Source organism: Methanocaldococcus jannaschii DSM 2661, from assembly GCF_000091665.1.
GTDB lineage: Archaea > AGJL01 > Methanococci > Methanococcales > Methanocaldococcaceae > Methanocaldococcus > Methanocaldococcus jannaschii.
Genome location: NC_000909.1, coordinates 826942 through 840738, shown reverse-complemented (window position 1 = coordinate 840738; position 13797 = coordinate 826942). Strand labels below are relative to the sequence as shown.

Annotated in this window: 10 protein-coding genes; 1 reads left to right on the top strand and 9 read right to left on the bottom strand. The window is 31.2% G+C overall.

The window, feature by feature from the left end:
• Positions 1-22: 22 nt before the first annotated feature.
• Complete coding sequence (gene cobN / locus MJ_RS04850; RefSeq protein ID WP_064496657.1) at positions 23-3709, bottom strand: cobaltochelatase subunit CobN; 3687 nt, start codon at positions 3707-3709, stop codon at positions 23-25.
• A 113-nt stretch (positions 3710-3822) separates the two neighbouring features.
• On the opposite strand from cobN, the gene MJ_RS04845 reads away from it, so the two are divergent.
• Positions 3823-4671 carry a radical SAM protein gene (locus tag MJ_RS04845; RefSeq protein ID WP_064496656.1) on the top strand — a complete coding sequence of 283 codons (849 nt, stop codon included), beginning with the start codon at positions 3823-3825 and terminating at the stop codon, positions 4669-4671.
• Between the two features lie 9 nt (positions 4672-4680).
• Here the strand turns inward: MJ_RS04845 and MJ_RS04840 are convergent, their stop codons facing one another.
• From MJ_RS04840 to MJ_RS04805, 8 genes are all read right to left on the bottom strand, one after another.
• Positions 4681-5781 carry a class I SAM-dependent DNA methyltransferase gene (locus MJ_RS04840; RefSeq protein WP_010870420.1) on the bottom strand — a complete coding sequence of 367 codons (1101 nt, stop codon included), beginning with the start codon at positions 5779-5781 and terminating at the stop codon, positions 4681-4683.
• Position 5782: 1 nt separating this feature from the next.
• On the bottom strand, positions 5783-6118 hold the full coding sequence (locus tag MJ_RS04835) for a helix-turn-helix domain-containing protein (protein WP_010870419.1): 336 nt from the start codon (positions 6116-6118) through the stop codon (positions 5783-5785).
• 71 nt (positions 6119-6189) lie between these two features.
• Positions 6190-6777 (bottom strand): hypothetical protein, encoded by a 588-nt coding sequence (locus MJ_RS04830; protein ID WP_010870418.1) that lies wholly within the window; start codon positions 6775-6777, stop codon positions 6190-6192.
• A gap of 104 nt (positions 6778-6881) precedes the next feature.
• A complete protein-coding gene (locus MJ_RS04825) occupies positions 6882-8798 on the bottom strand; it encodes a hypothetical protein (RefSeq protein WP_244409518.1) in 1917 nt (638 codons plus the stop codon).
• 209 nt (positions 8799-9007) lie between these two features.
• The gene (gene flaK, locus MJ_RS04820) at positions 9008-9712 is read right to left on the bottom strand and encodes a preflagellin peptidase FlaK (protein WP_064496655.1); all 705 of its coding nucleotides are present in this window, start codon (positions 9710-9712) and stop codon (positions 9008-9010) included.
• A 26-nt stretch (positions 9713-9738) separates the two neighbouring features.
• Entirely contained in the window at positions 9739-11418 is a 1680-nt protein-coding gene (gene flaJ, locus MJ_RS04815) for an archaellar assembly protein FlaJ (RefSeq protein WP_064496654.1), read from the bottom strand.
• A gap of 10 nt (positions 11419-11428) precedes the next feature.
• Positions 11429-13072, bottom strand: a complete 1644-nt coding sequence (locus tag MJ_RS04810; protein WP_064496653.1) for a type II/IV secretion system ATPase subunit — start codon at positions 13070-13072, stop codon at positions 11429-11431.
• Between the two features lie 21 nt (positions 13073-13093).
• On the bottom strand, positions 13094-13786 hold the full coding sequence (locus tag MJ_RS04805; RefSeq protein WP_064496652.1) for an ATPase domain-containing protein: 693 nt from the start codon (positions 13784-13786) through the stop codon (positions 13094-13096).
• Between the last annotated feature and the right edge of the window lie 11 nt (positions 13787-13797).

Sequence of the window (13797 nt, the reverse complement as noted above, 5' to 3'; positions counted from 1 at the left end):
AACTTTTAAGATATAAAAAGTTTTATAGTTTTTCCTCAATCATTCCCTCTATTTCTAAATACTTCTTCCTTAACTTCTCTTTCATCTCCTCATCTGCCTTCCACATTCCTCTCTCTATTGCCTCCAACAACCTTTCAGTTATATTTAGCAGAGCATAAGGATTATTTTCTTTAAAAAACTCTTCCATATCTTTATCAAACACATACTTCTCAGCAATCTTCTCATACATCCAATCGTCTATTATGCCAGAGGTTGCATCCCATGCAAACATATGATCAACATACTTTGAAAAGTCAGCGGCTCCTTTATATCCATGCCTCTTCATTCCCTCAATCCACTTTGGATTCATGATTTTTGTTCTGAATATTTCTTTTCCTTCTTCTTTTAGATGTTTTGTTCTTATATCATTTGGATTTGATGTATCTCCAACATAACTCACTGGCTTTTTGCCAGAGTAATAGGTTACAGAGGCAATTAAACCACCATGATAGCTGTTGAAGTCATCCCCCTCAAATATATCCCATTCTTGGCTATCTTCATTTTTAACTGTTAATTCAATCTTTGATAGACGATTTATAAACTCTTCTTTTGCCTCTACTCCATAATAGCCCTTTCCATAAGCATAGCCTCCCCATTCAACATAAACCTTTGCAAAGTCCTCTATTGATTCCCAGTTTTTCTCATCTATTAAATGAGAGACACCAGCTCCATAACAACCCGGTTTATCACTGAATATCCTATATAATGAGGTTTCTTTGGCTGTTTTTTCATCAATACCCTTCTTTATCTTCTCTTCAACCTCCTCCCTATAATGCTTCTTTACATAGTTCATCTCGTCTGGCTCATCTAAATTAGCAACCATTTTTATTGCTTCATCTATAAGCTCAACAACGTTTGGAAAAGTGTCTCTAAACAACCCAGAGATTCTCAAAGTTACATCGATCCTTGGTCTCCCTAACTCTTCCAATGGGATAACTTCTAAACCAACAACTCTTCCCATCTTATTCCAAACTGGCTTAACTCCCAATAAATATAAAATCTCTCCAATATCATCTCCTTTTGTTCTCATAGTTGGAGATCCCCAGACGATAACGCCTATATATTCAGGATATTTCCCTTCTTCTTTTAGATACTTGTTAATTAAGTCCTCAGCCAATTTTTTACCCATCTCATATGCAGATTTTGTTGGAATCTCTTGCGGATTACATGAATAAAAGTTCCTTCCAGTTGGAAGGCAGTTTATATCTTTCGTAGGAGCTCCTGCAACTCTTGGAGGGATGTAAAAACCCTCTAAGGCATTTACTGCATTTATAATCTCTTCATCAACTTTCATTAGATTTTTATAGATTGTCGAGACGGTTTTTAAGACATCCCTTAATTTAGAGTTTATTTTAACTGTTTTTAGCTCATCAATCTTATTTTCATCGAAGTTGTATTGCATATACTCTTTTAGTAGATTTAATCCTATTTCATTTATTTCATCTAAGATTTTGTGATACTTTCCTTTATTTTCATTTAACTCTTCCCAACTGTAATCTAAAATCTCTGCCAAAATCTCCAAATAGTTGAATTGATACCTAATAATCATGAATAACATATTAACTAACTTATCTCCTTCCAATGGGACTCCCATTATATGCAATCCATCATTTATCTGCCTATTCTTTAAAGTTTCTAAGTAATCGTGGATTTTATTTAGGAGTTTTTCAAAATTCTCATCATTTATCTCTTCATCTATAACTTTTCCATCCAACAAATCTTCATCTAATTTTAGCTCTTTAATCTTCTTTAAAATCTCTTTCTTTAAAAATTCTTTTTTCTCTTTATTCTCTGTTTCATAATAGTCATCAATACTCTTTTCTAACTCTACTAAATCACCATACAAATCAGATATTGTCATTGGTGGGATTAAATGGCTTATAATTGTTGCATAACTCCTCCTCTTTGCTTGAGTTCCTTCTCCAGGATTATTTACAATAAATGGATAAATATTTGGCAATTCCATGCAGATGTCTGGATAGCATTCATTAGATAAGCCAACACACTTCCCAGGAAGCCATTCTAAGTTTCCATGCTTTCCTATATGCATAATTGCATCTGCTTTGAAAACATCCTTAATCCATTTATAAAATGCTATATAGTAATGAGTTGGTGGCAAATCTGGAGAGTGGTATATGGCAGAGGGATTCTCTCCAAATCCTCTTGGTGGCTGAACTGAGATAAAGACATTTCCATTAATTATTCCTGGGATTATTAGCTCTCCATCGAAGTTCATAACATCTCCAGGAATGGCTCCCCAATTTTTTATTAGCTCTTGCTTAACCTTTTCAGACAGAGAGTTAAACCACTTCTCGTAATCTTCTTTTTTTACTTTTCCAACTGCTTTTTTTATCATCTCTTCAGTTAGAAATCTCTTATCATTTGTGGCATAGTTTAACATCTTTTTTATTAACTCAGTTCCATTCTTTGGAATCTCATCAACTATAAATCCTCTTTTCTTCATCTCCTTCAAAATATTAACAACACTCTCTGGGCTATCTAAACCAAAGGCACTTGCTATCTTGTCATTCCTTGGTGGATAATTGTGGAAAATTATGGCTATTTTTTTATCTTTATTTGACTTTAATTTTAAATTTGCATATCTTAGGGCTAAATCAACTATCTTCTCAGCTCTATCTCTTATAGCTCTATACTTAATAATTGGAACTCCAACTTCTCCATCTTTTATCTTCTCCTTCCCACCAATTGGGAAATGTATTATTGCCCCATCAAACTCTGGCATTGCCATTCCTATAATTAAATCAATTGGATTTAATCCAGATACTGACTTTTTCCAATCCTCAATAAATCCAGTTGATATAATCCCCTGCAGTATTGGAACATTAAGCTCTTTCAAAAACTCCGGCTCATCTTTTAACAACTCTGCCTTAACACCCATTGAAAGAGTGAACATGGTAGTGTTAATTAAGGCATGAACTATTGGCTTCCCATCTTTGTAGAAAAATCTTTTGAATGTTTCTAAAGTTCCTATAGAGCCGAGTTCGTTCTTTAAATGAGAGCTAAAAACAGCTATTGGAATAGCTCCTTTATTCTCAATAATATCAATCAAATCATTAACATAATCAATGTTATTAGCTACAAACCAATTTCTATAAAATAAAACTCCTATAATTGGTTTATCTAAATCTCTGCCCAATTCTTTTAGATAGTTTAGATAATCATCTAATGTTTCAAAGTATTTTCCTTTATAGTAAATTCCTTGCCATGGCATTGGTCTTGGTTCTTCATACTCAACATTTAAATTTCCAAACCTATTTGCCAAATATAAAAGAAGATTTTTGTAATTATAAACCCCTTCATATCCCAAATATTTGACAACTTTATTCTTTACGTCATCATCTACTGTCCTATCCTTCTCTAAATCTGGATGAATTTCTGAGATTGTTGGTAGAGGGAGAAATGGGATGTTATGCCTTTTACAAAACTCAGCCAATTCATCGTAATACTTGAAGGCATTTTTCCCTCCCATGAGTTTTGTAAAAACAATATTAGCTTCTTTAATAAACTCTAAAAATTCTTCAAACTCCTTTCTGCTACATTTATAATCCAATATTTTAAATTCAATGCCATATTTTTTAATCTCTTTATATGCTTCTTCAAAAACTAAATCATCACTATCTATTGTTGAAACAAAGCCAATCTTTATCATAAGTATCACCAATTATATTAAATAAAATCTTAATTAACTTAACAATATCTTTAGTTTATTATTTAATTTATCATCTTTTTATCACTTTTTATAATAAAAATTTGGTGGATGGTATGAAACATTTAATATTAAAGGTAACAAACAGATGCAATCTAAATTGTATTTACTGCTATGCAAACAACAAAAATAATAAAGATATGGATTTTAAAACAGCTAAAAATGCTATAGATTATTTACTAAACTTAGATAATCAGATAAAAATACAATTCACAGGTGGAGAACCACTTTTAAATTTTAATTTAATTGAAAAGATTGTTGATTACTGTAATGATAATTATAGCAACTGCAATATTCAATATGCCATACAAACTAATGCAACCCTTATAAACGAAAAAATAGCTGAAAAAATTAAAGAACTTGACATAAAAGTTGGTATTAGCATAGATGGATTGGAAATAAATGATATCCTAAGACCTTATAAAAATGGAAAGCCATCAACATTAGATACTTTAAAGGGTATGTATATCTTAAAATCTTATAATATCCCTTTTGGAATAACAACTGTTGTTACAAATAAAAATCTTCCTTATTTAGAAGAATTTGTTAAATATCTAATTGCCTTTGGTGTAAAGAGCATAAGTTTTGATTTATTGAAACCAAAGAAAAAAGAACATTTAACATTAATGCCAAATATTGAAGAATTTAATAAATTGTTAAATAAATTGGGAAGATATCCCATCTACATAAAGAATCTACAAAAAAGGCCAAAAGATAAATATTGCTATTTAAACTCTGGGGATTTACTATTTGTTAATGAATTTGGGGATATTTATTTATGCCCTACATTGGAAGGACTTTCCTGTTTAGGAAATATAAACGATAAAAATAAAATAAAATTACCAAAGGTAAAAAGTAAAGGATGTTATGCGAGAGAGTTCTTGATAAAAACATTTAAAAAATAATGAAGTTATTTAAATCTTTTCAATAACTAAAATTCCATTTCCTAAGCTTTCAATTTTGAAATCATATCCTAATGATTCAAGAATATCGACTATATCCTTTTCTGAATAATACCCCCTAAACCTTTTATTCAACCTATTATAGAACTCAAATACTTCTTTGCAGATATTTTCATTCTTATCCAGTATAAATTCTTCTGAAATGAATATTTTTCCCCCACTATGTATAGAAGACATCATCTTATTTAGAAACTGCTTTAATGATGGAGCATATATCATTGTATGTGAGCATATAATATAATCATACTTTTCTTTAGGAATTATTTTAGTAAAATCTATATTTTTAAGTTCATAGGAGTCACAATACAATCTTTTAATCCTACATTCTGCAATCTGTAAAAGTCCCTTAGATATATCCACTCCCATGTAATGTCCTTCTGGATATATCATATCTATAAAGTATTTTGGAGACCTTGAACCACAACCAACATCTAATATATAATCTCCTTTATCAATCTTTAGATAGTCACTGGCAATCTCTCTGCATAATGAATAGTATGGACTACTTAATATCATATCCCAGATGTCAGGGTCTTTCTTAAAGCTTATAGCAATCTTTGGATGGCTATAACTTATTAGAGCGTATCTTGATACATGCGTTATAAAGTTATATTTCATCACATAATCACTAATAATCTTATCAAATTTTGGCATTTTTATATTTAGTTCAAAATCTTCGTTTATCTTAATTTTTTCATCTTCATATTTTAAAATTTCCAATTTCAAAGCTGTTTTTATATAGTCAAGGATAAACTGCTTATTTGGATATTTCACCAATAATGGAATATCATCTATTTTTGGTGAATATTTAGCAATAATTGGGAAAATCCCAAACTCAACACCATGCTTTATAAATGTAACGAGCAATTCATAACTTAAATACTCTATAGTGTTATCAATCATTTCTATTTTCTTTTTTAGTTTTATTTCAGATGGCATTATATCGTTTATAACTTCACTAATAATCTCATCCAATATTTTTGAGTCATCATCTCCTATCTCAAATGACCCTCCCCCAACCACATTCTCAATTTTTGCTGAATCAAATTTCATATTACCACCTTAAAGATTCTATAAAGTCACTATCCTGGTCTTTTAATACCTCAACTATTTTCTTTCCATAATCGGTTAGTTTATATATTTTTACTCCCCCTCTCTCCACACATTCAACTAATCCTAATTCTATAAGCGAGAAATGGCCGTTATACCTTCCATTCATACCTTTTAGACATCCAAGCACATTACTTGGGTCTGACCTTACCCTTCTCGAGATTTCAGATAGATAAATGCCATGAGGATACATTTTATACAGCAAATACAATATCTTCTTTCTTAATTTACTTTTATTTAGCGACCTAATAATCATTGGGTCAATAAACGCCAAGCTCATATTACTCCCTCCCCCACTGTAGTATTATTTTATAAAAACTTTTTTAGTGTTGTAGAGACTTGCATTATACTTTATCCGAACAGACTAAAAATCGTAGAAACAATACTTCCAAAAAACCCAGATATTTTACCTAATATTGAGTTATTATCAGCGCTTTTTTTAGTTTCTATGTTACTTTTAACATTTTTGGCAGTGGATTCCTCAATATTTGATTTGTTATCTTTATTATTGGAGAGATTTTTAATATCTATTGTCATGTTTTTGTGGGTTTCTGATGTTTCATTTATTATTTCATCACTCTCCTTGTTGGATTTCTGTTGCATCACCCCTTTACTTCCATTTATTTCTATAGATATTGATTTTTTTAAGATTACCGGAACTTTTTGATAATTAAAGAGTGCAAAGTTATTAACCCTCACATATAGAGTTATATTATAAATCCCACTCTCTAAATCCCCCAACGTCAAAGGAACTATCAATTCCTTCTCAGATTTTGGATAAATCTCTGTTTGGAAAATGGAGCTTTTATAGTAGATATTTGAACCTCTACTAACATCAACCCAATACTGAACTGTTAAATTCACTGGGAACTTATCATTTTTAATTTTTGCTTTTAATACATCACTACTACTGTTGTACGCTAAATTCTCAATATTCACTGGGGAAATAACCTCTGTAACTACATGTGTTCCTGTAGGTATTTTATTTCCTAATACATCAACTGCTGAATATCTCCCAACCCTGTAATAATCTGATATTTTAACTAAGTGGATTCCATAACTTCGGTATATATAATATCAACATTCTCTACAGATTTTGGAATTATATGAGCTACAGTATATCCTTCAAATCCTTCCTCGAAAAATATTGGAAATGCCACTTTAGCTTCTGAATAGTTATCTAATTTAACTGTTTTAATACCACTTTTTGCTCTAACCTTTCCATCTTTGTCAATAACTTCAATCCAAACGTCACAATCAACTTTAGAGTTCAAATTATTTCTTAATATAACTACACATGTGTTGTTAAATCCTGCAATAGGTTTGGCTGAGTATATTCCACTATTTTCCTTTATTACATTTATTTTTCCCAATAATAGTGTGTTATTGTAATATATTCTAACAATACCTATTGGAGATATTGCATAGAAATGAGCAAGGGATGTATAATCTTTAGCCCCTCCCTTAACTGAAACTGTGATTTTTAAGTCACCATTTACTTCCTTGTAAAAGATTATTGGAACATTTATCTCTTTAATTTGATGAGGTTCTATAGTAAATGGAATTTCCTTAGAATAATTTGCTATTCCATCTTTAAAATTATCATCTATGGTAATCTTTCCTGATAACGTTTTATTATAAATATTTTTTATAAATATCGTCATATTATATCTTTTTCCAATTATTACATATCCACTAATATTTGTTTCCTCACCTATTTCTTCATCTTTTGGCAAAATAATCTTTTCAATAATTACTGGTGGTATAGGTTTTGGGTCTATGTTAATACTGTATGACCTATTAAAGATTAAAGTATCTGCATCTATGGGGTTTATTGTTACCACTATATTCTTACTGCCTTTCTTTGTATATATTGGAATAAATACATCCTTCTTCTCTTTTTTATCAATATTAATTATCTTGGTAAATATTACATTATCATATTTAACAGTCAGTTTGGCCTTAACATCCCTATCATATTTATTTTCCACAGTAATTTTTAAAATAGCCAGTGTTGGGTCATCTATAACATAATATCTTGGTAATACATCATCCTTCTGTAAATACTTATCTGACAATATGTCTCTTATTTCATCATCTAATATATTTGCAGAGTCATAAAAATTCTTTACAAACTCTGAAGTGTTTTCATCAATCTTTCTATAAAGTTCTACATTCTTTATAACAACTGGAAAGTAATAATATTTTGTTACACTCTTATAGTCATAGTATATTCCAGAATCATCCCTCCTCTGAATAGTTTCTTCAACACCATCAATGGTATGGGTAACATTCATTATCTCTACATTTGTTTCAACTGTAAATTTCTCTTTATCAAGAACAATCTTAGGAACTTTAAAAGATACCGTTACTTCCTCTCCAAGAGGAATATATACTGTCTTAAAATCGTTTTTACCATTATAAATTATATTATCTCCATCTTTTACATTTATCCAAACTTTAGCAATATAATCGCTCTTTGCTGTAGGATTACTTTTTAGAGTTATATCAAACCAGTTAGAATAGCAAACTTCAGTATTTCCAATTTTGTATGAGTCCTCACATGTTACATTCTTAACATCCACTGGAAAATACGGTCTCACTTTAACTGTTGTTGAAGCTATAGTTTTTCCATTTTCAATTAACGATATTTTAGCATCATGTTCTTTGTCATCACTAATCGGAACTCTAACCTCCACAATTTTTTCTATATGACTATTTGGTGGCAAAGGTATTAAACCAGATCCCCATGTCTTTCCATTACACTCCACTTTAACTATAACATCATGCTCATATTCATCCTTATTTACAACACCCAAATATAGAACTTGCTCACTAATATCTACATGCAATATTGGTGAATTTGGTGGGTCATACGGTGACCATACCTTATATACACTAACATCCCCACAAACTACTGGCAATAACAATAATAAAAGAGCCAATACTATTTTTTTCATACCCCCTCCCCCCAATAAGACTATTTTCTAAGACTATTTTAATTGACACTAAATTCATTATAATTTGTATTTTCATTTTTTCATTTTTATAGAACTATAACAATAAACTTTGATTAACACCATATAAATCATTTAGCACAAATCAATTTCTACATTTATCGAAACCTGAATACTTAGTTATTGTTAAATATGGCTAAATATGCTCCAAATTACAATCCAAAGACTGATAAAAAGATACCTATGATTTTATCACCTATAATTGATGTTAGCAAATAAGATAGAAATATCGGAACAACAAATGGTATAGCAGGAGTTACCCAAATTTCTTCATTTTTATCAAACTTTGAAAAATCACAATCTTTCTCAGCACTTGGTAGTAATTTTAAATTTTCATGATTTCCAAGGATTAACCTTTCTTTTTTTATAGCTTCAGAAACTTTCATTTTTTCACCAAGAAACATACATAAGACCTCTTTTTTTGTCTTTGGTTTTACTCCTCTAATTACATTTCTTAAAAATATAATTATCGGAAGTGTTATTGAGAAAAACATTGCGTTAATTACTACCATTATTGGAAAGGAAGGAAGATAAAGATAATTTAATATTGCCCCTAATGGAGTGTGTATTGGCATGTTATATTTTGGAATTAAAGCTCCAAGTCCCATTATCAGTTTTCCATCACCTCCTCCAACACCCAATAAGAACATAAAAAACCCTAAGAAGAAACAGACTATAAATCCAACAATCGATTGAATGACATATAACATATCATGTGAAATGAATGATAAATAGCCATTATATATCAATCCAAAAATAACCATCGATACCCAAACATAATCTTCAATTTCCCTACTTTTTAAATCGTAGATTGAAGCTATTAACAGCCCTATTGCCCCAACAATAAAATTTATCATTTTTTCCCCCAAATTTTAATAATTTTTTAATAGAGAGGAACTGAAACTCCTAAAACCTGTGAAACTATTAGCTTTGTTATATAAGCTACTATAGCACATATCCAAAGTATAGCAACAAAGTGTAGTAGGGAGACAAACTTATGCCCTCCATCCATAATTTTGATTAATATAGCCGAAATTATAGAATAAACAATAAGAGAGCCAAAAATAATGTATTCTACTACATCAACATTAGATATTGGAGCAATATTAAGAATATGAATGACAGTTTCAGGAATACTTAATGATGAATACAAATCATTAATCATCTTAGCTACTCCTAATGAAGCAAATAATGCTAAAGCTAAACCTCCTCCAAGACCATAAACAACCCCAACAAATTGCTGTATATTTTGATATTTAGATTTTCTTAATTGCACTATTTTACGGAAATTCTTACTAATTATCTCAGCAGCTGTTTTTGGGTCACCTCCAAAGTATATACATCGTGAAAATATGTCAGAAAATAGCTGTATTAAATAACTACAAGAGTCAAAACCAAACAACCTCCAAGATTTATTTGAATCAATACCCAAAGCTAATCTTTTATATAATCTCTTGATATCATGAGTTAATGGTCCAAAATCATGGTTTGAGAGATATTCTAAAGAACTAACCATTCCTCCTCCCTTAGCACTTACTGAATCTCCTAAAGACCTCAAAAAGTCAGGAAATACAAATTCCTTTCTTTTTACTTTTTCTTCCTCTTTTAATGCAACAAACCCTCCAATAGCTAATGGTGTAAATCCCAAAGCTACCAATATCATATAAGGCATTTGGGAAAATGGAGATAACCCCACTATATACTTAGCCCATAAAAGAAATGGTAAAAGTATTACAACCAATATAACGGATATTATTAACCATTTTCTAAGTTTTATATCAGTTTCAGTAGGTTTCTCCCCTGTATGCCATAACCTATCAAATGGGAGTCTATTTCTTATCACAACAACGATAAGTAACTCAACAGCAAAAAATGCAAATAACGCTATAGTAGCCATAAAGACAAAATTATAAGGCAATAAGAATGGAACTAAAATTGAAAAAGCTAAGAAAAATGCTATTGAAGTCATTGCACTAACATATAATTCCTTATACATATCAAGCGAATATAACATTCTTTTGTAAAATGCAGCATAGTCATCCATAACAATATCCTGTTCTTTTATTAAAAACTCTTTAAGCTCCTCCCCACTGTCCAATGCATAAGCCAATCTATCCAAAAAATCTGCAAATTCACTACTTGGTGTTCTCTGAGCTAAAAATCTACAAGCTTCAGCTAATGAACGCCCCCACTTATCTGTCAAAACATACAATTTTTCAGATTCTTTTGCTAATTCTCCAAGTTCTTCTCTTTCTTCTGAAAGTATCTTTAATAAATCTTTTCTATTTAAGTCAGTTATAGATAATGTTCCAAATTTTGTAATAAAAATGTGTAACCTCTCATTTATCTTGTTTTTTTGAGAATCTAAAGCAATATATGGGTAACCAATTGCACTAACAAGTATTATAATTGGTAAAAGTAAATATATATACAAAATAATGCCACTAAATAACATAAAACCCAATAGGATTAAAACAATGGAAGTTATAAGTGCGGGCAATACAATTCTTAATAAATAATCTCTGGGCTTAAGCCCAACTCTTGGCAGTAAATCAAATACCACAATAACCACCTCAGATTGGGAATGGAAGTCCCTCCAATCCTTTTTCGTAAAATGCCCATATTATATCTCTAACTTGGTAGTAATCGAAAATTTCTCTTGCAATCATTTCCTCTAAGATTCTTGCTCTTAATTCTAACTCATTGTAAATATCTCTTGGGTCTTCATATCCCGCTGCCTTAGCTATCTTCTCCTCTAAGACATAACTGTTATTTCTTCCAGTAAATACATGCCTGTCTTTATCTGGCTCCCATTGGAACACCGCCCTTGTAACGACTCCATCTACCTCTTTATAATACCCCTCAATTTCTTCAATAGAAACTACTCTTCTCAAAACCTTACCTCTCTGATAGACGGCAAGCTGGAAGAGTGCAACGTTTAAGTTATCCATAAATGTTAATGGGACATTGATTGGGTCTCCATTCAACCTCTGTATCATCTTTCTAACATTAGCTGCGTGGAAAGTTGAGAGAACAGGGTGTCCAGTCTGCATAGCCTGGAAAGCAACTGCTGCCTCGACACTTCTAATCTCTCCAACAATAATATAGTTAGGTCTTGACCTCAATGCAGCCCTCAACAAATCAAAGAGTGTAACTCTACTCTCCTCTGGCCCTCTCTCTCTTGTAACTAACTGCTGCCATACTGGATGAGGTGGTTTAACTTCTGGAGTGTCTTCACAAGAGAATATCTTTGAATTTGGTTTTATAAATGGTAAGATTGCGTTTAATGTTGTTGTTTTACCTGATGCTGTCTCCCCACAAATAAAGATACTCATACCATACTCTAAACATAGCCATAAATATGCTGCAACTTCAGTTGAGAATGTCCCCCAGCTAATAAGTTGTGTAACACTGATAGGAACATCTGTGAATTTCCTAATTGTAAATGATGGACCCTTTGGAGAGACATCTGTAGAGTAGATAATGTTAATCCTTGAACCATCTGGTAGTGTTCCATCAACTATTGGGTTAGCATCTGAAACTGGCCTACCCATTCGTTCTCCTAAATTTTTTAAATAATCTGCAAGTTCAATCTCATCTTCCCATGTAATATTTGTAGGTAACATTCCAAAAATTTTGTGAACAACATGACAATTTTTTGGACCGATAACGTGAATATCCTCTAAGTATGGGTCTCTACCAATGGGCTCAAGATTACCTAAACCTATTAAATCCCTCTTTAATATGTAAAGGAATTTATCTCTCTCCTCTGGTGTGATTTTAATTTTATTGTCTGCAAACCTAAATATTCTTTGAAAAAACCCCTCCTCCCCAACTGCCTCAGTAACCTTTGTACAGGCATTAAATAATCTCGTTAAAACCTCTTCAAACTCTTCTACACTCTTAGGAGTTTCTTCATAAGGGGCGAGCTCTAAAATTTTGTTTAATATCATTTTATACTTTAATTTTTCTTCGGCAGTTTCTAATGTTGGTTCAATAACGATATATTTTGTCTTTGTTTCTGGAGTTCCAAATATATGAATAAAGATTGGGTCTCCAACGGGATAGATAATATTTGGATATTTTAGCTCCTTTAATTCTCTTGAGAGTGAGACCATAAAGTCTGGGATTCGCATATAGGTTCTTTTAAAGTTCTCGATGTATCTTCGTAAATGCGGATTTCGTTTCATTGCTTCTTTTAATTCCGCTTCACTCATTATTATCACCAAAATCTACAATTATGCAACAGATGCAATTTCAACAGCGATACCAATCTTAGGCTCAACTCTAAACACAATATTTTTCTGATATGACCCAGGAGCCATATTGTATTTTAATATCTTGGCTAAGTTCTTTAAATCCCCCCCAAATGTAAATAACTCAGTTCTTATTAACATTGTTGCTGATGTTCTTATAATAGTTAAAACCGATTCTGGCAATTCTTTTGGATTTACTGTGCAAATTATTATTTTCTTTAAAGCTGTAATTCTCTTAAAAAAAGCCATTAAATCATCAACATTAACTTCACTGGCATCGTTTGCAATTAATGCAGATATTGAATCAAATATGATAACATCTTTTTCATAAAATGCTCTTGTTTCCATAACTTTTTTTAAAAATCCATCCTTTTTTTTATTATCAGCAATTAGCGGATAAACTGGAATATATAATAAAGCTCCTGATAACAACTTTTTATTGATTGAATAATTCAAAGAATTCATCTGTTTTATAAATTCTAAAGTTGTGAGTTGAGTAGAAACGTATGTTACTGAGTATCTATTCTGTAAAAATCCATATGCCAACCTCTGGCATAAGACAGATTTACCTGTACTCTCCTCTCCCTCAATTATTATCAAGCTACCATGTGGAATACCACCCCCAATTCTTTTATCCAAATCATCTCTACTTAAATCAATTCTTGCTAATTCCATAATCCCCACCT

Coding starts and splice junctions, on each gene's coding strand:
- cobN (WP_064496657.1), bottom strand. CDS start 3,709: ATGATAAAGATTGGCTTTGTTTCAACAATAGATAGTGATGATTTAGTT.
- MJ_RS04845 (WP_064496656.1), top strand. CDS start 3,823: ATGAAACATTTAATATTAAAGGTAACAAACAGATGCAATCTAAATTGT.
- MJ_RS04840 (WP_010870420.1), bottom strand. CDS start 5,781: ATGAAATTTGATTCAGCAAAAATTGAGAATGTGGTTGGGGGAGGGTCA.
- MJ_RS04835 (WP_010870419.1), bottom strand. CDS start 6,118: ATGAGCTTGGCGTTTATTGACCCAATGATTATTAGGTCGCTAAATAAA.
- MJ_RS04825 (WP_244409518.1), bottom strand. CDS start 8,798: ATGAAAAAAATAGTATTGGCTCTTTTATTATTGTTATTGCCAGTAGTT.
- flaK (WP_064496655.1), bottom strand. CDS start 9,712: ATGATAAATTTTATTGTTGGGGCAATAGGGCTGTTAATAGCTTCAATC.
- MJ_RS04810 (WP_064496653.1), bottom strand. CDS start 13,072: ATGAGTGAAGCGGAATTAAAAGAAGCAATGAAACGAAATCCGCATTTA.
- MJ_RS04805 (WP_064496652.1), bottom strand. CDS start 13,786: ATGGAATTAGCAAGAATTGATTTAAGTAGAGATGATTTGGATAAAAGA.